Source organism: Bacillus sp. FJAT-47783 (assembly GCF_022808615.1).
Classification (GTDB): domain Bacteria; phylum Bacillota; class Bacilli; order Bacillales; family Aeribacillaceae; genus Bacillus_BZ.
The window spans coordinates 1-23,426 of sequence record NZ_JAKZKS010000014.1 but is presented as its reverse complement, the minus strand read 5'-3'; the positions used below and the strand labels follow the sequence as shown (position 1 = coordinate 23,426).

The following is a 23,426-nucleotide window of genomic DNA, read 5'->3' as shown; positions in this document are numbered from 1 at the left end:
CCTCATTTCTTTTTTACAAACAAGATTCGCAGCTTATTTGGAATAGGAGGCTAATGGATGGCAGCATTAGGTCAACAAGCAATAATTAGCATCGTTTCGCATCTTATATTTATTGTCATTACATGGTATGGTCTTCAAGCATTACCCATTGAAAAAGTGATTCGAAAAGGCCGAGTTTTCGAGGCGAGATTATTACTTATATTATTAACCATTACGATTGGTTCAACGGTTAGTAATTTTTTCCTAGATTTTTTGTTTTGGTCCAAGCAAATTCCCTACCTGCTTCCTTAATACATGTCTAATTTTGACGACTTTTTCCAAGTATGGACACTTCTTATCCGGTAACACTTTTAAATAAGGAGAGGAAGTGTCGGAAATGAAGAAAAAAGATCTGATGTTACTCATAATTGTCTTTGTTCTTATTCTCACTTTTTTAGGGAAACAAACGATGATAGACGCTACGAGTGATCAAACAAATGTGAAAACCATTGTGGACGGATTACGGCTTGAAAATATTTCAGTTGATGAATGGAGCGTTTATGTTAAACAGCCGATCCAAGGTCAAGAAAATATTTCCAAACATGTGCAACTTTTTCAACAACAGTTTCGTCAATATAATTGGAGTCAAGTCCAAGAGGAACATGTAACAAAATGGATTGGCAAACGCAAACGTGACGATCTAAATTTACATGAAACACTTCAAATTGTAACCACCACCATAAACAGCCACTCGCAATCGTATATACTTTATCATGCTACTGTTCACGGTTGGCAAGAAAAAAAGTGGGGAGAACTGAACCGTTATTTCAACGAAAAAATTTTGCGTAAAATGAATGGAAATGCTAAGATTTTCACTTGTGTTAAAGGTCATACAAGTGATAAGATGGAAGGTGTTTTGCAAATTCAAGCGGAAAAAATTTTAGACAGATTTCGAGCAAAACCGATCGAGGCATTGACCGAATCAAACTTTGTCTCGGTATCGGGTTTAACATCAGATTGGGAACAAGTCATTCCCACGGATGAAGGCAACATGAATATTCAAGTTGCGTTACGAAACGCAGGATTGGGCGGCAATACTACCGTCGTAGTAGGAACACCAATCATAACGACTGAATATTAATATAGAGAAATTGGGACGCGGAGGGGAATACCTTGGAAAAAATCATCGTCCGCGGCGGTCGAAAGTTAAACGGTACTGTAAAAGTAGAAGGTGCGAAAAATGCCGTTTTACCTGTTATCGCTGCATCTTTGTTAGCAAGTGAAGGAAAAAGCTTAATTTGTGATGTACCTACGCTCTCCGATGTTTATACCATTAACGAAGTACTTCGTCATTTAGGTGCAGAAGTATCGTTTGAAGATAACCAAGTAATGGTCGACGCATCACGAGAGCTTTCAACGGAAGCACCATTTGAATATGTAAGGAAAATGCGCGCGTCTGTCCTCGTTATGGGACCGCTTCTTGCTCGTAATGGTCATGCACGCGTTGCTTTACCAGGTGGATGTGCCATCGGGTCACGTCCGATTGACCAGCATTTAAAAGGCTTTGAAGCAATGGGCGCAACGATTCAAGTTGGGAATGGTTTTATAGACGCTCAAGTATCTGGCCGATTACGAGGTGCCAAAATTTATTTAGATTTCCCTAGTGTTGGAGCGACGGAAAATATTATGATGGCAGCCGTATTAGCTGACGGTACAACTGTCATTGAAAACTGTGCGAAAGAGCCTGAAATTGTCGACTTAGCCAATTACATGAATGCAATGGGGGCTAAAGTTCGTGGTGCCGGCACAGGTACAATCCGTATCGAAGGTGTAAACTCGTTACAGGGTGTTCGACATACAATTATTCCAGATCGCATTGAAGCTGGTACATTTATGGTCGCAGCTGCCATTACAGGTGGAAATGTCCTCGTAAAAGGCGCTGTACCTGAACATTTAACATCATTAGTGGCAAAAATGGAGGAAATGGGTATCCAAATCATTGAGGAAGAAGATGGATTACGTGTCATCGGTCCAGACGTGTTGAAACCAATCGACCTGAAAACGATGCCACACCCAGGATTTCCAACAGATATGCAATCACAAATGATGGCATTATTACTTCGTGCAAACGGTACGAGTATGATCACCGAAACGGTTTTCGAAAATCGCTTCATGCATGTAGAAGAATTCAGACGCATGAACGGCGACATTAAAATTGAAGGCCGATCTGTGATCATTAACGGTCCTGGCAACCTTCAAGGTGCAGAAGTTGCCGCAACAGACTTACGAGCAGCGGCAGCCTTAACTTTAGCTGGATTAGCAGCAGACGGCTACACGCGCGTAACAGAACTAAAACACCTTGATCGAGGATATGTGAACTTCCATCAAAAACTAAAAGCACTCGGTGCCGACATTGAACGCGTATCTGAACAAGTAAAAGAAATCGTTCAAGAACAAGCAGTCACAGACTTAAATGCATAAACATAAAGGTTAAAGTCCCTTTTTTACAAGGAGACTTTAACTTTTTTATTTGCACACGATATTTAAAGTCCCCATAAATGAATAATTTTATACAAAAAAATTAAATGGATATATTGGCAGTGATGTAAGCGGTTTCAAAAAATATTATAATAGATCGTTTGTTGATGAGTCTAGTATTTTTTACTTTTTAAGTGGAGATCATGCTTTAATCTCCCACCACATGCGGCTTCTTCACCGATCCATAAAAGTGTTCCGGCCTTTCAATCCAAATCAGTCATAAATGGTTGTCCTAAAAAATAGACTGTATTGTAAGTGATTGAATGAGATTGGGGGCTATAATATGAAGCAAACGAAGCTAATAATGATTGTCTTTGCCGCGATTTTTATTATTATTCTCATGGTGCCAAGTTTACTTGTGGCCCCATTTATAGAGAAAACGTCCGGTACTTTACAGGAAGATCTGCAGACAGATCAAAAAAAATTGGTTGCACTTGGGGAGTCGCCAGTCTCGATACCCGTTTATCGCTCACAAGCAAAAGTTGTTGAAACTATTCCACTTGAAGAGTATATTGTTGGAGTTGTTGCATCGGAAATGCCCGCTGAATTTGAGCTTGAAGCATTGAAGGCACAAGCATTAGCAGCGAGAACGTATATTGTCAAACAGCTGTTAAGTGGAAAAAGTGTAGGGGTGCCAGAAGGAGCTGTCGTTACCGATACGCAAATGCATCAAGTATACAAAAATAATGAAGAGTTAAAGAAACAATGGGGAGCAGATTATGATTGGAAAATACAAAAAATATCAGAAGCTGTAGCAGCGACGAAAGGTCGAATTTTAACCTATAACAATCAACCGATTGATGCAACCTTCTTTTCTACAAGTAATGGTTTCACCGAAAATTCAGAAGCGTATTGGTCAGATGCCCTTCCTTACTTACAAAGCGTTGAAAGTCCTTGGGATGTGAAATCACCAAAATTTCGTGACCGCAAAGTGTATTCTATTTCAGAATTCGAACAAAAGCTTGGGGTCAAATTAAAGAACGATGGGTCGGTTGGAAAAATATTAGAGCGGACACCTGGGAAGCGAGTAGGCCTTGTTGACATAAATGGAAAAAAATTAACAGGCAGAGAAGTAAGGGAAAAATTAGAGCTTAAATCGACAGACTTCTCCATGGAGTTAAAAGGAGACCAAATCGTTGTCACAACGGAAGGAAATGGACACGGAATCGGCATGAGCCAATACGGTGCAAACTTTATGGCTGAAGAAGGGAAAAACTATAAAGACATCGTAACGTACTTTTATAAAGGAATCGAAGTCGCAGAAGCCGAGAAGTTTTTAGCAACCTACACAGCGAAGCAATAAAAACCTCAGGTGGGATCTTCGTTTCCCACTGAGGTTTTTTAATAGAATACAAAAACGGACCATTTTAATTTTTTGATAAGCCGTCTAAGAAATTTCGGAGTCGGCTTGTCTTCTTTTCAAAATACCACTTTCGTACAAGGAAAAAAGACACCCAAACCCCAATCGTATCCTTCACAAAGTCTATAAAAGTAGCAGAGCGGGAAGGGACAAAGGCTTGATGAACTTCGTCCGTTATTCCATAAAAAATAGAAATCACAGCGACAATCATGCTCGCCTTTTGTGAAAGTTTTCCGTGACAAGCAAGCATGAAAATAAATAACCAATACAAAATGCCAAACTCAACAAGGTGAAGCGATTCTTTTAATAAATCATCAAACGAAAAAGGTGTTTCCACAATGGCATCAGATGGGTGGCTCGATAAAAACCAGATGAGCCCCATATATAGAAATGGTAACGTTGTAAAAAGCCCTCGCAACTTTTTTGCCTCCTATATATAAATTTCTTGCATGAAAATCGAAATCAATGCAAAAACTAAAGAAATTTTTTCATTTTATGTATAGAATCTCTCAAACTTGTTCAAAATGATTGCTGAGGTGATGAACAATGAGAGAGGAAGAAAAGAAACGTACTTCTCAAGGCGCTAAGTTTCAGCAGTTTTTCAGAAAAAAATGGTTTTTCCCAGCAGTATATTTACTAAGTGCAGCTGTCATATTAACAGCCGTTCTTTGGTATCAAGCTGTTCGTGACGATATCATGGATGAAAATACAGAAGATACGCAAGATTTATCCTATCGTGACGATTCAGCAATTGAAGTAAACCGCTCTGTCGAGAATTTTAAAATGCCAGCAATTGATCCAGATGCCGTAAAAGTCGTAACGAATTTCTATGACTTTAACGCATCTAGTGAAGAACAGGAAGAAGCACTCGTCCTCTATGATCATACGTATCATCAAAACCAAGGAATTGATCTTGCGAGAGAGGATGGTAAAGAGTTTGAAGTCGTTGCTTCTTTAAGCGGTACTGTGACGAAAGCTCAAAAAGATCCGCTATTAGGTTATGTGGTTGAAGTTGAACATGATGACAACCTTGTCACCGTTTATCAATCCCTTGCAAATGTTGATATAAAAGAGGGAGATCAAGTCGAACAAGGTGAAGTCATCGGAAAAGCTGGTAAAAACCAATTTAACCAAGAAGCTGGCGTCCATGCGCATTTTGAAATTCGTAAAGACGGAAAAGCCTATAATCCATTAAACTATATGGAAAAACCAATGACAAGTATTGCTGATGAAACTGAAACAAAAGAAGCTGCCGAAGAGGGTACTCAAACCGAAGAGGAAGAAAACGAAACTCCTTCTGAGGATGAAAAAGAAGATGAAAACTCTAGTACAAAACCAAATGAACCAGAGGCATCTCTCGACACAATGACATCTTAATGGGAAAAATTAAGTATAACGATAAGTCTACTCAAATATATTGAGTAGACTATTTTTTATCGGAAAAAGATTGATTACGGTACGAGAGGTTCGTGCAATTATAAACATTTATGTGCAAATACACGATGAAATATGCAAAATAGGAAAAACATGTGCAATTATTTTAAGATTCGTGCAATTAAGGGGTAAGTTCGTGCAAAAGTTGCTAAAAGTGGTGCAATTAATGCTAATACTCGTGCAATTATCATGGATCTCACCTTTGTCATTTACCAGAAATGGATAAAAAGAATAAAATACTAGTTTTTTAAGTTTGGCGACGCTTTCATTGAGAATATGTAGGTAAAACATTGCTACATTAATAAATATATCCCACTCTTAAACCCCCACTGAATGAAGTTGCGTATTCTGGCGTATCCGCAAGTGAGGTTCAAATTTGCTCAAGGTTTGATCATAACTCCACAAGTGATGAAAATAATCCGCAAGTTCATAAAAAAAGAACGCAACTTGTGGACAATTTTGTTCGTAGTTGGCTTGAGTCTCGCTCCGGTCGTTAGCGGCTAGGAAACTTCCCGATACGTTAACATCTACGTCAACATCGACTGAAACGTTGCCAGAGTTTCTTTTATCTCCTTCTAAAATGGTCCAGTTTGTACGCCGCTTTAGTGAAGCTTTCGTGCTTTTGTTCTTACATCTTGTCGATAATTGTAGTACGAAAAGTCTGCTTAGCCTGTTGACGCTTCATGCTTGTCCATTCATAATAATAATTGTTAGAAAATTTGTAAAATTACAATAAAACTTGGAGGTGACTTGTAATAAAAAATTTTTAATAGGAGTGATGGTATATGATGTATGTAATTCTTTTTATCATCGGGTTGAGTTTATTTTTAAGCTTACGTTTCAAAAAACCTCATTTTTTACTATTCCCAATCCTATCCATATTTCTTTACTTCGTCGTTGAAATAGCGTTAGTACCTGCACCGTTTTTTGATACTCTGAAGTTTATTTTTAGTTTATCCTAGAACTATTTTTGAAAGGGTGAAGCGTCCTGAGAAAAATCGATAAAAAAATAGCTGATGCGTATTTTAAAGAGCGAACAGCTTATATGGTATTGTACCTCGTTATATGGTTCATTGTTTCCTTTGGTATGGTCGCATTTGCAGAAAAATTAAGTGCGTTTACATTGAACGGTTTCCCGCTTCATTATTTTATGGGAGCACAAGGCTCGATTGTTGTCTTTATTATTCTTTTATTTGTCAATGCAAAAGTAAGTGATCGAATTGATCGCAAATACGGGATTGATGAAGAGGTGAATCAAGAGGTCAGTTACGGAAAAGTCTTGGAACATTAAAGTGTTAGATAATCAACACAGCTTACGGTCATATTTGTCATGATTTAAGGGGGAGAAGCCTTTCATGGATGCACAATTTCTCGTGTCTTTATCAATTATTTTAGTAACGTTTGCTATTTATATCGGGATCGCTGTTTATAACAAAGCCCGTGCTACATCTGATTTTTATGTAGCGGGGCGTGGCGTACCACCTATCTTTAACGGAATGGCCATCGGAGCCGATTGGATGAGTGCAGCCTCATTTATCGGTCTTGCGGGTACTATTATGATTCTCGGTTACGATGGACTCGCTTATATTATGGGGTGGACAGGCGGGTACTTGCTCCTTACGTTTTTGTTAGCTCCACAATTGCGTAAATACGGGAGGTATACGGTTCCTGAGTTTATTGGCGATAGGTTTGAAAGTCATCCTGCCCGCGTCATTGCGGCCATATGTACAATCATTATTAGTTTTACATATGCGATCGGTCAGTTATCTGGTTCAGGGGTGGTAATTGGTCGCCTGTTTGAAATCGATGCGAAGGTAGGTACGATGATTGGGGTTGTCCTTATTGCTTTTTACTCAGCTTTTGGTGGAATGAAAGGCATAACGTGGACGCAAGTGGCCCAATATATTATATTAATCCTTGCCTATTTAATACCAATTATTTTTATGTCCCTCCAGTTAACTGGTAATCCGGTTCCTTGGCTTTCATACGGCCATGTCATCGATGAGATGGGGGAGCTGGACCGGCAACTAGGCATTTCCGAATACTTTGCCCCGTTTGAACAAAGCTCAAAGTGGCAGTTTTTAGCGCTTATGTTTACTTTAATGGCGGGGACTGCAGGACTTCCTCACGTTATTGTTCGATTTTATACCGTTTCCACGATGAAAGCGGCTCGGTGGTCCGGTGCATGGGCTTTATTGTTTATTGGACTACTCTATTTATCGGCACCAGCTTATGCGGCCTTCTCTCGCTTTATTTTAATGAAAAATGTCGCCAATCAGCCGTTTGATGCACTTCCAGCGTGGACAAAGTCGTGGATCGATACAGGGAAGCTGCAGCTAGCAGATGCGAACGGCGATGGTATTTTACAGTGGAATGAAATGATTATATCAAATGATATTGTCGTCATGGCGACACCGGAAATTGCCAACTTAGGTTTATTTGTCATCGGGTTAGTAGCAGCAGGTGCGATGGCCGCTGCCTTATCAACAGCGGGAGGGCTCATGATTGCCATATCCTCGTCTTTTGCTCACGACATTTATTATCGTGTTTTAAATCCGAAAGCGACAGAAGAGAACCGATTAGCCATCGCCCGAATTTCGATTGTAGCGGCAACCGTATTAGCGGGACTTGTCGCCCTAAATCCACCAGGCGTGATTACCCAAATTGTTGCTTGGGCATTTGCGTTAGCAACAGGAACGTTTTTCCCTGCATTAGTGCTCGGTGTATGGTGGAAACGCTCGAATAAACATGGTGTAACATGGGGGATGATTGTTGGTTTAGTTGTGACATTAGCTTACATTTTTGCGGCGAAATACGGTGGGATGACGATTTTAGGCATCATTGACACAGGTGCCGGCGTTTTCGGAGCCATCGCTGCCTTCTTAACGAATGTTATCGTCTCGCTTTTAACACCTGCACCATCTCAGCAACTACAAGAGGATGTCATCAACTTACGTTATCCAGAACAAATGGTTTATAAGGATGGTGAAGTTTATATTTCGAAAAAAAGCTCATAAAAACCAATCGAATTGACGAGAGGAGGGATGAACGATATCTTTATGGCTGGAGATCTTCAAAATGACGAGAAGGTCTCTTTTTTTAGGATCTTTGTTCAAGGGTAAATGGAGTTTTCGATGTCCAGCGAAAGCCATCGGCTTAAGGAAATTATAAATTTCGAACCTGTGGACAACTTAGTTCATCGTGTTTTACGTCTAGCGGTTGGTAAACGATTTCATCTGTACAATAAGTCAACATCGACTAAAACGTTCCTTTATCTCCAACTAAAATGGTACAGTTTGCACGCTACTTTAGCGAAGCTCTCGCGCTTTTGTTCTTAAACAACGATATTCTTTTTAAATAAAGCGATTTAATTAATATTTTTAATCACGAAAACATCGAAAAGTTTTTCATTATAAATCTCAACATAAGTAGGTTCAGATAAATGAGCGTGTATTAAAGATCTATTAAATTATTAATGATTTGTGAATTATTTCACAAATGTATTGTCGCATTTGTAGATTGAGCGTATGATAAAAGAGGAAAGTGAAATATTACATAAACTTTTTTTGCTAAAGGGAACAGTAAAGGGGATGAACATTGATGAACGGGTTAAAAGGTCCAAAGGTTGCAATTATCTGGACAATTCTTCGCATTTGGTTAGGTGTTCAATGGTTAGAGTCTGGAATTCACAAGATAACAGGTGGATTTGATGCTACAGGGTTTTTACAGGGAGCCGTTGCGAAGTCAACTGGTGACCATCCTGCTGTTCAAGGTTGGTATGCAGCGTTTTTAGAAAATGTAGCCATTCCAAACGTGGGTGCATTTAATATATTAATTCCGTATGGCGAACTATTCGTCGGGATTGGACTTATTCTTGGGTTTATGACGATTCCAGCATTACTTGCCGGTGCATTCATGAATTTGAATTTTATGTTAGCGGGTACAACAAGCACAAACCCAGTTTTATATACAGTAGCTATTCTCCTAATGTTTGCAGGCACAGCCGCTTATTTCTACGGAGTTGATCGAATGGTGCTACCGATATTACGAGATAAATGGAATTATCGCCATCATCAAAAAGAGATACATGCTCATTAATGTTTAAATACTAATCATGAAAAGCCTGGAGAGATTTCTCTAGGTTTTTTTGTGATTCAAATCCGAACACGTATTTCAACATGTTCGACAAATTTCCCAGAAAATAAAAATGAGAAGAGTATGTGTCGAATCTCTCCTTTTTTATTAAAAAATTAAAAAAATTGTGTAAAATCCCTTGTCCCTCTTGACTTTTAAGCATATATTCACATCCAAGCTAATAAAATGTTACAAACCTAACAAAGAGAGTGTTTGAGGTGAGGGATCGTGAAAATAGATTTTGATCGCAGTAGGGAAATCAACATTCCTTTATACATCTATGATATGGCTTTGAATAATGGATATGCGAGTCTCATTTCACACTTCTCACATCCATATTAGGGAGGTCGAGTGGTGTGCACGATTACATCAAAGAACGTACAATCAAGATTGGAAAGTATATCGTGGAGACGAAAAAAACCGTTCGTGTGATCGCGAAAGAATTTGGCGTTTCCAAAAGTACTGTTCATAAGGATTTAACCGAACGATTACCCGAGATTAATCCCGAGCTAGCAAATGAAGTGAAAAGAATTTTGGACTACCATAAATCTATTCGCCATCTTCGTGGTGGGGAAGCGACCAAGATGAAATACAAAAAAGAAGAATCAATGAAGGAAGAACCTGTAAAGTAAAAAATATCCTCTATGCCAATCGACAAAATGTTACAAAAATCTTTACAAAACATTTACAAAATCATACTATTTTATGAAATTTATGCTACAATATAAAATTAGGATACTAGTTGGATATTGGCGATTTGATTGGCAAGGAGGATCTTAATAAAAATGTTATCAAGAGATATTGGAATTGATCTTGGGACAGCAAATGTGCTGATCCATGTTAAAGGTAAGGGTGTTGTATTAAATGAGCCATCGGTAGTAGCGCTTGATAAAAATAGTGGGAAAGTACTAGCAGTTGGTGAGGAAGCAAGACGAATGGTTGGTCGTACACCTGGCAATATCGTTGCAATCCGGCCATTAAAAGATGGTGTCATTGCGGATTTTGAAGTGACAGAAGCGATGCTTAAGCACTTTATTGGGAAGTTAAATGTGAAAGGGATACTATCAAAACCACGAATTCTTATTTGCTGTCCGACTAACATTACATCAGTCGAAAGAAAAGCAATTAAAGAGGCGGCAGAAAAAAGTGGTGGTAAACAAATCTTTTTAGAAGAAGAGCCAAAAGTTGCAGCAATTGGCGCTGGGATGGACATTTTCCAACCGAGCGGCAATATGGTTGTCGACATTGGTGGTGGAACGACAGATGTAGCCGTTCTGTCAATGGGTGATATTGTAACCGCCTCTTCAATTAAGGTGGCTGGAGATCGTTTTGATTTTGAAATTTTAAACTACATTAAACGAGAATACAAGCTTCTGATTGGTGAACGTACTTCAGAAGAAATTAAAATAAAAGTAGCGACTGTATTTCCAGGTGCACGAAGTGAAGAAATCGAAATTCGTGGCCGTGATATGGTGACAGGATTACCACGCACGATCACAATCAAATCAGAAGAAATTGAGCAAGCTTTACGTGAACCAGCAGATGCAATTGTACAAGCTGCAAAAAGCGTATTAGAAAAAACGCCACCAGAACTATCAGCCGACATTATTGATCGCGGTGTCATCTTAACGGGCGGTGGTGCATTACTCAATGGCATTGACCAATTACTTGCAGAAGAACTAAAAGTACCTGTTTTCATTGCAGAAGATCCGTTACATTGTGTTGCAGTTGGGACAGGCATTATGCTAGAAAACGTGGACAAGCTTCCGAAGAGAAAATTTGTTTAAAAGATATTGAAGGGTCTGTCATCTGACAGACTTTTTTTAATCTTGAAATCATGGACGTTTGATGGAAAATGGACGAAGTGATAAAAAAATGAGCGAAAGTGATGAAAAAAATGGACAAAGTGATAAAAAAATCTGAGAAAATGACGAAAATATCTAAAGAAGCGTTAAAATGAAATGTCAGAACGTAGAATTAAAGGTCAGAGAAGATCATTTTCTTCAAGGAGACGAATAATTTTATAATGAGAATCATCAAAAAGTCCTTTATAATAAAATAAGAGAAATGTGTCGGAATTTTGCGGATGAGGTGAAACGATTGTTACGTGGATTTTATACAGCAGCATCAGGGATGTTGGCACAACAGCGAAGAGCAGAAATGCTTTCGAATAATATTGCCAATGCTAATACACCAGGTTTTAAAGCGGAGCAAGGAACTGTTCGTGCCTTTCCTGAACTGCTGCTCTCACATATTGAAACAAACAAGAATGGTCATGTTACACAAAAAGAAATCGGTCCTTTACATACAGGTGCTTATTTGCAAGAAATCATTCCCCTTTATACACAAGGTGATTTAAAAGAAACAAAGGTTAAAAGCGATGTAGCGTTAATCGAAGAGGTCGTGCCAACTTTAGAAGAGACAAACGTAAAAGGATCGCTTTTCTACGCCGTCCAAACACCAGAAGGACAAGTAAAATATACGAAAAACGGTCATTTTTCACTCGATGAAAATGGGCGCTTAACGTTAGGTGGTAACTTCGTTTTATCCACAAATGGAAGCCCCATTGTATTAACGGAATCTGACTATGCTTTTTCGAGCGATGGACGTATTTCCGTTAATGGAGAGCCAACTGGCCAGCAATTGGATGTTCGCTTTGCAAGCGATGTACGCAATTTAGTACGTGAAGGAAACGGATTGTATCGTACGGTCGGTGAAGAAGCGTTACCAAGTGCTGTAGGGAATGGTGCCATTCAATATACGTTAAAACAAGGATATGTAGAAACATCAAATGTTGATATCGCAAGTTCTTACACGGATTTACTCACTGCTTACCGTTCGTTTGAAGCAAACCAAAAAGTTCTCCAAGCGTATGACAAAAGTATGGATAAAGCGGTCAATGAAATTGGGCGCGTTCGATAATTCGGATGAATAAGGAGGCCCTCATAAATGCTACTTCGTTCTATGATTACAGCAACAAACACGATGAATCAACTGCAAAAGCAAATCGATACCATTGGTCATAATATGGCCAACCTAGATACAAATGGCTACAAAAAAACGAGCACGAGCTTTCAAGAACTCGTAAAGCAACAATTAAACAATCAGCCGGATAAAGAAAAAGAAATCGGTCGCCAAACCGATTTCGGCATACGGCAAGGGACAGGAGCTAAGCTCAGTACAAAAACAGTTTATGAGCAAGGTTCTATTAAACGAACCGATCGTGAGCTTGATATTGCTTTTACAAAACCGAATCAATTTTTACAAGTAGATGTAAACGGTGAAATCCGTTATACTCGTGATGGAGCCCTTTATTTATCACCGATGAATGATGGGACACTTATGCTCGTTACAAGTGATGGGCACCCAGTTGTCGACGAAAATCAACATCCGATTACGTTCCGTGATGACGTAAAAGGATTTTCTATTTCTCCAAACGGCACCATTACTGCCATCCCTCGAAAGGAAGGGGATGAGCCGCAAGTTGCCGAGTTAGGTGTCGTTCAAATGAACCGCCCGGATTTACTCGTTGCCTTGGGAAATAATATGTACGGATTTACACAAGCAAACCCAGCATATATTACCTATTTAGAAGGAAATGCTCGCACAGAAATTAATGTGCAACAAGGAGCCCTTGAAAGCTCAAATGTCCAATTAACAACGGAAATGACGGACTTATTAGTGGCCCAAAGGTCCTATCAAATGAACGCCCAATCCATTACAATTGGTGACCAAATGCTCGGTTTAATAAATAATGTACGTTAAAAAAGGTCAAATTAAACGTATAAACTTGTTGCCGTATACAAACGTCCGTAAGAAATGGGGTTAAATGAATGAGTGCGGAACGAATTTCAATACGTGAACAATCGAAAAAAGAGAATAAAACAAAAACTGAAGAGCAAACGGAGCCAAAGAAAGTCCGAATTCGTTTAATTCCCATTTGGCTTCGTCTCATTCTAGTCGTTTTTGCCATGGCCATCAGTGTTGTAATAGGTGCTATGGTTGGTTACGGAGTTTTAGGTGATGGAAAGCCATTAGATGCGTTAAAGCCGTCAACATGGCAACATATCGTCGATCTTGTTGAAAAAGAAAAGGAATAGTCATATACTTTATTTTAAAGGGAAGGCATGCAATCGCCTTCCTTTTGTCTTGATTCCATTCTTAAAGAAGATGAATGAAGTTCACTTTATACATAAGGAGGCTATATCTATGTTAGATATTCAACAAATTAAAGAAACAATCCCGCATCGCTATCCATTTTTATTAGTGGACCGCATTGTCGAAATTGAAGAAGGTGTGCGTGCGGTAGGAATCAAAAACGTGACAGCAAATGAAGAATTTTTTAACGGCCACTTCCCAGATTACCCTGTCATGCCAGGTGTACTCATCGTGGAAGCGCTAGCGCAAGTTGGAGCAGTCGCGATGCTTCGTAAAGAAGAAAATAAAGGGAAACTTCCATTATTTGCCGGAATCGACAAATGTCGCTTCAAAAAACAAGTTCGCCCTGGCGACCAACTCCGCCTAGAAATCGAAATTGTTAGCCAACGCGGTCCGATCGGAAAAGGGAAAGCTGTTGCAACCGTTGACGGTGAAATCGCTTGTGAAGCTGAATTAATGTTTGCAATTAAATAAAAAGTTGAAAATCCCGCTGCGTGGTGCTTGCTGCGGGATTTTTTCGTGAAAGCGGGGAGAAAAACCCAAAAAAGCAGGATTTAGGCCCAAATTGTAAAAGAAAGGCCCAATTTCAGAAAGCAAACCCCAATTCATGAGAATAAAGCTCAAATTATGAAAGAAAACCCCAATTCGTGAAACTAACCCCAATTTTTGAAAGAAAGCCCCAATTCGTGAAACTAACCCCCAAATTCAGAAAGCAGTCCCAAATTATAAAGAAATTCGCAATTTCAGAAAGCAAACCCCAATTTCATGAGAATAAAGCCCAAATTATGAAAGAAAGCCCCAATTCATGAAAATAAAGCTCAAATTATGAAAGAAAGCCCCAATTCGTGAAACTAACCCCCAAAATCAGAAAGCATCCCCAAATTATAAAGAAATTCGCAATTTCAGAAAGCAAACCCCAATTTCATGAGAATAAAGCCCAAATTATGAAAGAAAACCCCAATTCATGAAAATAAAGTTCAAATTATGAAAGGAAGCCCCAATTTGTGAAACTAACCCCCAAAATCAGAAAGCAGTCCCAAATTATAAAGAGATTTGCAAGTTCAGAAAGCAAACCCCAATTCATGAAAATAAAGCCCAAATTATGAAAGAAAACCCCAATTCATGAAAATAAAGCTCAAATTATGAAAGAAAGCCCCAATTCGTGAAACTAACCCCCAAAATCAGAAAGCAGTCCCAAATTATAAAGAAATTCGCAAGTTCAGAAAGCAAACCCCAATTCATGAGAATAAACCCCAAATTATGAAAGAAAACCTCAATTCATGAAACTAACGCCCAATTTTTGAAAGAAAGCCCCAATTTGTGAAACTAACCCCCAAAATCAGAAAGCAGTCCCAAATTATAAAGAGATTTGCAAGTTCAGAAAGCAAACCCCAATTCATGAAAATAAAGCTCAAATTATGAAAGCAAACCCCAATTCATGAAACTAAAGCTCAAATTATGAAAGAAAGCCCCAATTCGTGAAACTAACCCCCCAATTTTTGAAAGCAAACCCCAATTCGTGAAACTAACCCCCAATTTTTGAGAGAAAACCCCAATTTGTGAAACTAACCCCCAAAATCAGAAAGTAGTCCCAAATTATAAAGAGATTTGCAAGTTCAGAAAGCAAACCCCAATTTCATGAGAATAAAGCCCAAATTATGAAAGAAAACCCCAATTCATGAAACTAAAGCTCAAATTATGAAAGAAAGCCCCAATTTGTGAAACTAACCCCCAAAATCAGAAAGCAGTCCCAAATTATAAAGAGATTTGCAAGTTCAGAAAGCAAACCCCAATTTCATGAGAATAAAGCTCAAATTATGAAAGCAAACCCCAATTCATGAAACTAACGCCCAAATTATGAAAGAAAACCCCAATTCATGAAACTAACCCCCAATTTCAAAAAAGAAACTCCAAGCCACAACAATTACCCCACAACTCCGATTCCCCATTTACTCCCACAATTAAAATTAACTCTATATATCATGCATGTCTCGTCTCCTTTTGGGAATGATAACAATTGGTTACACTTGAAAAGAGAATAGAAAGGAGCAATTATACGATGAAAAACAAATGGTTACTTGTTTTCATGAGTACATTTATGGCGGCTATGTTTGCGGTAGGTTGTAATGTCAATGATGAGCCACCGCCACCAGAAGATGATGAGATAGAAGAAAACGGTGTTGATGAAGATGTTACACCAGAAGAAGAGCTCCCACCAGTAGATGAAACAGATCGAGAGCAAGAAGAAGATATGAAAGATGAGATGAAAGATGATTTAGATCAAGTAGAGGACGAAGCGAAAGAAGATGTAGAAAACGAATAATAAAAGTGCCGTTTGCTCCCATATAGGCAAACGGCTTTCTTATGTAAAAAAGCTCACTCTTAAGGTGAAGGGGTTCAATACCACTTTATGCTTTCGAATTCGAATCAGGTTTATACAATTTCTTTTTAAAGGAGTCTAACAATTCATTTCCAGACAATCCTGTTGCAATGAGGTCATTTAAAATTTTTTCTGCATCAAATTTTGCAGCACGGAGATTGTACATCCGACCTTCTAACAAAACGGAAATGTGGTCTTCTAGAGTTGTAATCGACTTTACTTTCGCGATGATTTGGGCAGGTGTGTTGCTTTTCTTTGAAATCGTTACAAAGAGACGAAGTTCTGATTCGTGTTGTGCATTTAGCTCAAAGTAATAGCGATACCGTTTCGATAAAAGGGCTTCGATCAGCCAAGAATTTTCCCCGTCTTCTTTATTGATAATGAGACCATCTGCAAAAGGAATTTCTTCGATTCGGCCTTCCTGTTCTTTCCGTTCAATCTTTAAACCGACAAGCTTAAATGTTTTCACTGTTTGCCCCCCACCATTTTGATGATTTCACTTTCAAATCCAACTTTTTGAAAAAGAATGGGAACGTTCCTTTATCCCACTCTGAACGGGCAGTAAAAACCCCAACTTCAAGATTTTGTAAACAAGGAAAGGTGGACAGCTGCCCGTAAAGGTCCGAGTATAAAGAACACAAACTAAGAACGCTACGTCCTGTGACCACGTCTGTGTAATTTAGTGAAGGTTGAAAAAACCCCACTGAATGAAGTTTCACTTTATTATACCATAATCGTGCTGACTTATTACGGAAGTGGACAAGTTTTCCCCTCTCCATGATCGTTCTTCCCACTCTGGACGGGCAGTAAAATGTAAACAAGGAAAGGTGGACAACTGCCCGTAAAGGTCGAAACATAAAGAACACAGACTAAGAGAGCCACGTCCTGTTGCAACGTCTGTGTCACCCACATCCTGTAGGTCACAAGGGCCATTAGGCGGTTAAAAAACCATTGAATGAAGTTTCACTTTATCCAAATTATCGCAAAAGGCCTCAAAATTTAAAAAACGAAAAAAAATGAGCCTAAAAATGAAGAAAAATGTTTGCGAAATTTGTATTTTCAGGAATAAATAAAAGAGAGAAATTGAAAATTCGCTTTTTTTCAACGATTACGAAATAGATTACAATGAAGCTGTAAATGAAAGGAGGGACAATGTGATTAATCAAGTGACACTTGTTGGCCGCCTTACGCGCGACCCAGATATTCGGTATACGAGTGATGGCAAAGCGGTTGCTAATATTACGTTAGCCGTTAGTCGCAAATACCGAAATAAAGCAGGTGAAATTGATACAGATTTTGTGAATTGTACATTGTGGAGAAAAACAGCTGAAAATACGGCCAATTATTGTCGAAAAGGATCTATCGTAGGAGTAACAGGAAGAATCCAAACGAGAAATTACGAGAATAATGAAGGAAAAAGGGTTTATGTCACGGAAGTATTGGCAGATTCCGTTCAATTTATGGGCACACCGCCTTCACAAGTTCGGGCAAGAGAATTAGTGTCGCAAGAGTAGCGTTCAACATTACACGACCTCATTACAAAGAATCAATCGGCATCCCCACTGCTCCTCACAATGAACCAGTCATAATTATGACTGGTATTTTTTTATGAAATCGCAACCTGTGTACAACTTTGTTCATAGTTGGTTGTGGCTAGAAAACTCCTCATTTCGTCGCCTTTATCTCCCCCTGAAATGGTACAGTTTGTACTCGCTTACTGCGACTTCGTTTAGCAGTGTGAATCCATAAACTTACATCTTAATTTGTTGATAACCAATGCTCGCATTCGCGAAAGAAGCGGCAGCTTTTTGCTTAAACTGCTCAAGTGCAAAGCGGTATGCACGTTTTCGACATACATCTGAAGCGCTGCTTGAAACGAATTCCTTCTTTGTTTCTTTGCTAATGACGACTTGAGTGTAGTTTGAATATTCGAAATATTCGACTTGGAGTACTTCTTGATGAAAGAATACGTACATACTTCGATAAAATGGGACTTCCATGAGGCATTCCCCTTTTCTGCTTTAACTAGTTACCATTTTACAAGATTTTTAAATAAATTGAAAGTTTAAATAATTTTATTGCATACAAAAACACCCGCCAAAAGCGGGTGCATAGGCTTATTTCTTTACCGTTTTCTGGATCAACTCATAAAACTTCTCCCAAGCAGGGGACTTCTTTTCTTTTGCCATGTTTTAACCTCCTAATCAACCGATAATGTAAACAATTCCTTCAACTCATCCGAAGAAAGCTCAGTAATCCAGTTGTCGCTTTGGATAATTTCGTCGTTTAAGGATTGTTTCTTTTCAATCATTTGGTCGATTTTTTCTTCGATCGTTCCCGTTGTGATTAGCTTATGAACGTGAACGAACCGTTTTTGGCCGATGCGGTACGCGCGGTCTGTCGCTTGGTTTTCAACGGCTGGATTCCACCAACGGTCATAATGGATGACGTGGTTGGCGGCCGTTAAGTTAAGGCCCGTTCCGCCAGCTTTTAAGGACAAAATAAAAATGTTATATTCTCGGTTTTGGAATGCCTCAACAAGTCGGTCGCGTTCTGTCTTCGACAAGCTTCCGTTTAAAAATAACACCTTCGTGTCGAATTCCTTTTCGAGCAATTCCTTCATCATGTCGCCCATTTTAATATATTGGGTGAAAATGAGACAGCTTTCGTCTTGTTCTTGAATTGCACGAACAAGTTCGACAAGCTTTTCGAGCTTATGGGAGCGTTCGATAAGGTGTGTTGCCCGCTCTTCGCCTAAATATAGCGCAGGGTGGTTACATAATTGCTTTAATTTCCCGAGCATTTTTAAAATAAGCGCCTTCCGCTCAAAGCCAGTCAACGCTAACATTTGCTCAAACGTGTCTTTGACGAGCTGTTCATACAGCGAAGCTTGCTCAATGGTAAGTGGCATGTATTCTTTTTGCTCCTGCTTATCCGGCAAGTTAAGCTGCACTTGTTCATCGCGTTTTGTCCGGCGGAGTAAGAACGGTTTAATCAGCTTCCGTAACTCGTCAATTTTCGCTTCGTTTCGATCTTTTTCAATCGGAGACACGAACCTTTGCTGGAAGCGATGCAACGTGCCTAAATAGCCTTTATTAATGAAATCAAAAATGGCCCACAATTCGGTTAAGCGGTTTTCCATCGGTGTGCCAGTTAAGGCAATGTGGTGAAGTCCTTTTAATTTTCGAATCGCTCGAGACTGCTTCGTATGGGCATTTTTAATATTTTGCGCTTCATCAAGACAAATCGTACTCCACGTAATAGAGATAAGCTCATCCGAATCAGCGTGACTTAAACCGTAAGAGGTAATGATCACATCGGCTCCTTCAACAAATGGGGTAAAATCTTCCCCCTTTTTCCGGTTTGATCCGTAATGAAGCTTGACACGTAAACTAGGTGCAAACTTTTGAATCTCTTTTTGCCAGTTTCCAAGTACGGATGTCGGCGCGATAATTAACGCAGGAGCTTCTACGTTTTCGTGTTCCTTTACGTAAAGGAAATACGTGATCATTTGTATTGTTTTCCCAAGCCCCATATCATCGGCTAAACAAGCTCCAAAGCCAAACTTACGTAAAAATAATAGCCAGTTTACACCTTGGTGCTGGTACGGCCTTAACTCACCTTGGAAACTTCTCGGAACTTGAACAACGGGAATATTGTCGATTTTCTTCATTTGCTCAACGAGTGCTTTCATATGAGCGTTCAGTTCAATTTGGATATTCGCAAATGCTCGTAAATCGTCGCTATCTTCGACGGTTTCCTCACGTTCGATCAATTCTTGTTGTAAAATGTCTTGTACGTGTAACCCTTCTTTTTCGGCACGCTTCAACACGTTTTTCATTTGTTGAATAAACTCCGGATCAATTCTAATCCATTGTCCTTTGTAATTCACGAGTCGGCGGTTTTCGTCAACGAGCTTTAAAAATTCCTCTTCAGATAACTCGACTCCGTTTGTGGCAAAGCGCCAGTCAAAATCAATGAGGCTGTTCATACCGACAAACGATGGGCCACGAGAAGATGGAGACATTTTCGCCTTTAACGTCATTTTCGCTTCTCTTACGACTTCCCACCAAGAAGGAAGAAGAATTTCAATTCCCATATGAACGAACGTCTCACTTGCTTCTGTTAAAAAGCGCCACGCTTCGTCTTCTGATAATAAAGCAACGCCATGCTGAATCGACAGCCATGGAACGATTTGTTCAAAGCGCTCTTGCTCTCGTTCGATCATTGGTAAGTACTTTTTCCAACGAGCCGGTAAGCTTTGTTCTCCTTCAAAAAAGATCACTTTATCCGTTTTTCGATTTCGTAAAAACAATTCAATTTTCCACTCATCGCCGTCAAAATCCGGTTCATTTAAACGGAGACCGATTGTAAACGGCAAATGATTCACGATCAAACCGATTCGTTCGAAAAAATCACGCTCATCTAAAAAGTGACCGTCCATCGTCTCAAGAACCGGGTATTCAGCTAAAATGGTACGCCATGCTTCGTGAATTTTCGGATTTCGTTCGATCACGTCAAATACACTTCTAGAAAACCATTCAAGGGCAAATCCTTCTAACGAAAGATCGAGCGGTTTAAAGCGGAGCTCGCCCTGTTGAAACGCGGCAAAATCAGGCGCAAATTGCCCGTTTTGGATCGCTTCGAACATGAGAGGCGCAACGTCCATCTCTTTTTGAAATGCTTCGTCCATCTCAACGTGGACGAATGAATTCGTGACGTCACGAGCAAAAAATTCCAGTGCCATCCATGGCGACAAAATTAAAGCAAATCCTTCATTATCAACAAACGTTGTCCCGTAATACGATGACAAATGATGGAGGAATACGTGATTCGTCCATTTAGTTGTGTTGAGCGGAATTCCGCTTTCGTCATAGCCTATGAGTTTATAATGATAATCTTTTAGTCTGTCACCACTTATTTGACATGTTAACAGTTTAACCATCCAACAACTTTCCTTTCTTCAGCTCTTCTTGGAAAGCGCGGAGTCGTTTATGTTGTTCGACTAAGTTTGTAAAATAGCTTTCCCATACTTCCGGTTTTTTTAATTTTTTATAAACACGTTTTAGCTTCTTTAACTGTTTTACTGCACGTTTATAGCTGTCGCGCTTCTTTTCGGCAATCAATGCTGCCACCGCTCGATGTAAGAGGGGAAGTAAGCTTTCCGGTGATTGTTTTTCCACTTCTTTCAAGATGGATGTGCTCATTTCTTCCACATGAAATTTCAATAAATCTTGAAGCTCAAGCCACCCTTTAAAGTCTTGTTTTTTAACTAACATGAGGTGGTAAACGGCATAACTGTACGGAAGCATTATTTTACACGCTTTTTCAAACGTTTCGCTATCACCTGTTTTATCACTGTATTCTTCAAACATGTCAATTAAAAATGATACGGCTTGTCGCTTCATGGAAACAGTAAATTCTTCTTGTAAAAACTTCCCGATACAATCAACGTAATACGATGACCATACTTGAAACCGCGCCCAGTCCTTTTGATGAACGATTTCACCAAACCAGTCAAATGAATACGGAATCATCATCGCTTCATAATCGGTTAACCGTTTTGTGACATATTCATCATTTTCTTGTAGGAAGTAAGCGTGAAGAAGCGCGATATCATACTCGATGACCAATGATCCGTTTTCTTTCGCAAGTTGTTCCTCGAGCCAAGCTTTTTCTTTTTCCACCCATTCGAGCTGGTTGAATAAGTGCATCCAAATAAAGCGATAAATAGCGAGTCGCTCGAAACGAAAGTACGAACTGCTTGCTAAAAGCTCACGTATTTTCGGAATCGTTTCATGGAAATAACCTTGCAAGGAATACGAATTTCGCAACCGACTTAACGCACCTACATTTGCATAAATCTCTTCACGAAACTCATCCACATACGGATAAACAATTTGGTGCAACAAAAAGTCACTCACATGCGTCTTATTAAGTGAATGCAACATTTTATTCAATGAAAAAAGGGCCGCGTGGAGATAATACATCGGCTTTAATTCTTGTTTCCACGGGACATTTCGTTTCATTTTCGGGTAAAACTTTAAGTGAATATGCTGGACAAGCTGCTGCGATGAACGTGTTAGTTGCATGTCTTTTTCCCATTCTGCTTCAAAATAGGTGTACCAAGCTTGCAAGGAATCATCGAGATGCTCACTTGCTTTTTTTATGAGTCCAGCTTTTTTTAATTGGGCGACTTTGCTATGTTCTTCTCCCTCTTTCCAAGCATTAAGGAAGGAACCAAGACGATCCATACTTGCATATACATATAAAAAAACCGCAATCATATGGCGGCAAGGGAAAGAATTCGGACAGCTGCACGTACTAAGTGAAAAATAATCTAAGTCAAGCCCGACTTGAACAGGCGTTACATCCTGGACATTTGCTGAAACAATCGAATCCTTCACCTTCACGTTATAAACAAGACCTTGGCGATACAACAAAAGGCCTTTTTTCATTCGTTGTTGATGTTCTTCTTGAGCGGGAGATAACACATTCAGCACTTGCTCCCCAAACTGAAGAACTTGCTCTTTATTCAAATCACGAGTCAGCATGTTTTCGCTCCTATTTATTAAAGTAAAAGAAAATGTTGCCCATCGTTTTTCTCATCTAGCGAAAGTCGCCTAGCCCTTTTAGTCAGAAGGAAAGGCAAAGTGTCTTTACGTTTTGCAATGATCAAGGCGATTCCGCTTTTCTTTATTATACCGTAAATTTTTTCTCAAAAAAGAGAAGGAAAATTTGTCAACTTTCCGAATGGTATAAAGAGGTTATTGTCAAAAAAGCCCGACATCTAGTATAATTTCTGTATATTTTGATTAAAAATGTAAAATGAAAGGAATTTCTGGACAATGGAAGAAAAAATGATGAAACAAGAGGATTTATTAAAAGTTCTCTTAAACGCCTACCAAAAAGGTGAAACTTCCAAGAATGTGACAACAGAAGAAATGCTAAAGCTCATTGAACTTGAAATTAAAAATGTTTATGCTTCTTAAATAAACTGTGAAAAAGGTCGCTGGCATTTCAGTGGCTTTTTTCTTATTTCTTTAAAATCGCTTAAAAGTAGCGAAGTGCGGCCGATATTACAAAAAGAGTGTAAATTTTCCTGACAGGTAAACATCAAAAAAACGATCGATGTTTTCCTTCTATGAGAAAATGAGGAGGTAAATGGGTTTGGGCCGTACTTGGTTAACGCCGGAAGAAATAGAGGCGAAGAAAAATTGGAATAAGAAAATTTTGTATTTATCTTTACCATTAGTAGCCGTAATCCTCGGTGCTGGCATTTCAGTTTTGTTAAATCTCTAAACAAATGGCTGATTTCACGAGTGTTGATTAACCAATAAAATCCAGAAAAAACAACAAAAAAGGACACCTTTCCTGTAGAATGTAAGTACCAACCAACAAACCAAGGAAGAGGTGTCCCCTATGAAAAAGAATACCACGCTC

At 39.2% G+C, this 23,426-nt stretch carries 23 protein-coding genes; 18 read left to right on the top strand and 5 right to left on the bottom strand.

Annotated features, from left to right (window positions below):
* Positions 1 to 57 precede the first annotated feature (57 nt).
* The 4 genes from MLD65_RS11180 to spoIID all read left to right on the top strand — a co-directional run bounded on the left by MLD65_RS11180 (position 58) and on the right by spoIID (position 3,820).
* Positions 58 to 291, top strand: a complete 234-nt coding sequence (locus MLD65_RS11180) for a DUF1146 family protein (RefSeq protein WP_243291953.1) — start codon at positions 58 to 60, stop codon at positions 289 to 291.
* Between the two features lie 85 nt (positions 292 to 376).
* Complete coding sequence (locus MLD65_RS11175; protein WP_243291952.1) at positions 377 to 1,120, top strand: YwmB family TATA-box binding protein; 744 nt, start codon at positions 377 to 379, stop codon at positions 1,118 to 1,120.
* A 32-nt stretch (positions 1,121 to 1,152) separates the two neighbouring features.
* On the top strand, positions 1,153 to 2,460 hold the full coding sequence (murA, locus tag MLD65_RS11170) for a UDP-N-acetylglucosamine 1-carboxyvinyltransferase (protein WP_243291951.1): 1,308 nt from the start codon (positions 1,153 to 1,155) through the stop codon (positions 2,458 to 2,460).
* Positions 2,461 to 2,800: 340 nt separating this feature from the next.
* Complete coding sequence (spoIID, locus tag MLD65_RS11165; RefSeq protein ID WP_243291950.1) at positions 2,801 to 3,820, top strand: stage II sporulation protein D; 1,020 nt, start codon at positions 2,801 to 2,803, stop codon at positions 3,818 to 3,820.
* Between the two features lie 64 nt (positions 3,821 to 3,884).
* Here spoIID and MLD65_RS11160 read toward each other — a convergent pair whose 3' ends face one another.
* Entirely contained in the window at positions 3,885 to 4,295 is a 411-nt protein-coding gene (locus MLD65_RS11160) for a VanZ family protein (protein ID WP_243291949.1), read from the bottom strand.
* 128 nt (positions 4,296 to 4,423) lie between these two features.
* Here MLD65_RS11160 and spoIIQ point away from each other — a divergent pair, with 128 nt between their 5' ends.
* The 11 genes from spoIIQ to MLD65_RS11105 all read left to right on the top strand — a co-directional run bounded on the left by spoIIQ (position 4,424) and on the right by MLD65_RS11105 (position 15,926).
* Positions 4,424 to 5,254, top strand: coding sequence for a stage II sporulation protein SpoIIQ (gene spoIIQ, locus MLD65_RS11155; protein WP_243291948.1), 831 nt, complete (start codon positions 4,424 to 4,426; stop codon positions 5,252 to 5,254).
* Positions 5,255 to 6,299: 1,045 nt separating this feature from the next.
* On the top strand, positions 6,300 to 6,602 hold the full coding sequence (locus tag MLD65_RS11150) for a DUF4212 domain-containing protein (protein WP_243292005.1): 303 nt from the start codon (positions 6,300 to 6,302) through the stop codon (positions 6,600 to 6,602).
* A 64-nt stretch (positions 6,603 to 6,666) separates the two neighbouring features.
* Positions 6,667 to 8,328: a sodium:solute symporter family protein gene (locus tag MLD65_RS11145; protein ID WP_243291947.1), complete on the top strand. Its 1,662-nt coding sequence runs from the start codon at positions 6,667 to 6,669 to the stop codon at positions 8,326 to 8,328.
* A gap of 583 nt (positions 8,329 to 8,911) precedes the next feature.
* On the top strand, positions 8,912 to 9,409 hold the full coding sequence (locus MLD65_RS11140) for a DoxX family protein (protein ID WP_243291946.1): 498 nt from the start codon (positions 8,912 to 8,914) through the stop codon (positions 9,407 to 9,409).
* Positions 9,410 to 9,801: 392 nt separating this feature from the next.
* Positions 9,802 to 10,077 carry a sporulation transcriptional regulator SpoIIID gene (gene spoIIID / locus MLD65_RS11135; protein ID WP_243291945.1) on the top strand — a complete coding sequence of 92 codons (276 nt, stop codon included), beginning with the start codon at positions 9,802 to 9,804 and terminating at the stop codon, positions 10,075 to 10,077.
* 153 nt (positions 10,078 to 10,230) lie between these two features.
* Positions 10,231 to 11,232: a rod shape-determining protein gene (gene mreB / locus MLD65_RS11130; RefSeq protein ID WP_243291944.1), complete on the top strand. Its 1,002-nt coding sequence runs from the start codon at positions 10,231 to 10,233 to the stop codon at positions 11,230 to 11,232.
* A gap of 313 nt (positions 11,233 to 11,545) precedes the next feature.
* Positions 11,546 to 12,367, top strand: a complete 822-nt coding sequence (locus tag MLD65_RS11125; RefSeq protein WP_243291943.1) for a flagellar hook-basal body protein — start codon at positions 11,546 to 11,548, stop codon at positions 12,365 to 12,367.
* A gap of 27 nt (positions 12,368 to 12,394) precedes the next feature.
* Positions 12,395 to 13,210 carry a flagellar hook-basal body protein gene (locus MLD65_RS11120; protein WP_243291942.1) on the top strand — a complete coding sequence of 272 codons (816 nt, stop codon included), beginning with the start codon at positions 12,395 to 12,397 and terminating at the stop codon, positions 13,208 to 13,210.
* A gap of 68 nt (positions 13,211 to 13,278) precedes the next feature.
* A complete protein-coding gene (locus MLD65_RS11115; RefSeq protein ID WP_243291941.1) occupies positions 13,279 to 13,545 on the top strand; it encodes a DNA-directed RNA polymerase subunit beta in 267 nt (88 codons plus the stop codon).
* Between the two features lie 109 nt (positions 13,546 to 13,654).
* Complete coding sequence (fabZ, locus tag MLD65_RS11110; RefSeq protein ID WP_243291940.1) at positions 13,655 to 14,077, top strand: 3-hydroxyacyl-ACP dehydratase FabZ; 423 nt, start codon at positions 13,655 to 13,657, stop codon at positions 14,075 to 14,077.
* A gap of 1,585 nt (positions 14,078 to 15,662) precedes the next feature.
* Positions 15,663 to 15,926: a hypothetical protein gene (locus tag MLD65_RS11105; RefSeq protein ID WP_243291939.1), complete on the top strand. Its 264-nt coding sequence runs from the start codon at positions 15,663 to 15,665 to the stop codon at positions 15,924 to 15,926.
* Between the two features lie 85 nt (positions 15,927 to 16,011).
* Here MLD65_RS11105 and MLD65_RS11100 read toward each other — a convergent pair whose 3' ends face one another.
* Positions 16,012 to 16,452 (bottom strand): YwpF-like family protein, encoded by a 441-nt coding sequence (locus MLD65_RS11100; protein WP_243291938.1) that lies wholly within the window; start codon positions 16,450 to 16,452, stop codon positions 16,012 to 16,014.
* A gap of 685 nt (positions 16,453 to 17,137) precedes the next feature.
* Here MLD65_RS11100 and ssb point away from each other — a divergent pair.
* Positions 17,138 to 17,497 (top strand): single-stranded DNA-binding protein, encoded by a 360-nt coding sequence (ssb, locus tag MLD65_RS11095; RefSeq protein WP_243291937.1) that lies wholly within the window; start codon positions 17,138 to 17,140, stop codon positions 17,495 to 17,497.
* Between the two features lie 237 nt (positions 17,498 to 17,734).
* Here ssb and MLD65_RS11090 read toward each other — a convergent pair whose 3' ends face one another.
* From MLD65_RS11090 to MLD65_RS11080, 3 genes are all read right to left on the bottom strand, one after another.
* A complete protein-coding gene (locus tag MLD65_RS11090) occupies positions 17,735 to 17,983 on the bottom strand; it encodes a hypothetical protein (protein WP_243291936.1) in 249 nt (82 codons plus the stop codon).
* Positions 17,984 to 18,183: 200 nt separating this feature from the next.
* On the bottom strand, positions 18,184 to 20,928 hold the full coding sequence (locus MLD65_RS11085; RefSeq protein WP_243291935.1) for a DEAD/DEAH box helicase: 2,745 nt from the start codon (positions 20,926 to 20,928) through the stop codon (positions 18,184 to 18,186).
* Positions 20,921 to 22,537: an SWIM zinc finger family protein gene (locus MLD65_RS11080; RefSeq protein ID WP_243291934.1), complete on the bottom strand. Its 1,617-nt coding sequence runs from the start codon at positions 22,535 to 22,537 to the stop codon at positions 20,921 to 20,923. The genes MLD65_RS11085 and MLD65_RS11080 overlap by 8 nt, the downstream gene beginning before the upstream one ends.
* Positions 22,538 to 22,831: 294 nt before the next feature.
* On the opposite strand from MLD65_RS11080, the gene MLD65_RS11075 reads away from it, so the two are divergent.
* Positions 22,832 to 22,975, top strand: coding sequence for a YwzD family small protein (locus MLD65_RS11075; protein ID WP_243291933.1), 144 nt, complete (start codon positions 22,832 to 22,834; stop codon positions 22,973 to 22,975).
* A 178-nt stretch (positions 22,976 to 23,153) separates the two neighbouring features.
* Positions 23,154 to 23,285: a hypothetical protein gene (locus MLD65_RS18110; protein ID WP_279326049.1), complete on the top strand. Its 132-nt coding sequence runs from the start codon at positions 23,154 to 23,156 to the stop codon at positions 23,283 to 23,285.
* Positions 23,286 to 23,426: the final 141 nt, after the last annotated feature.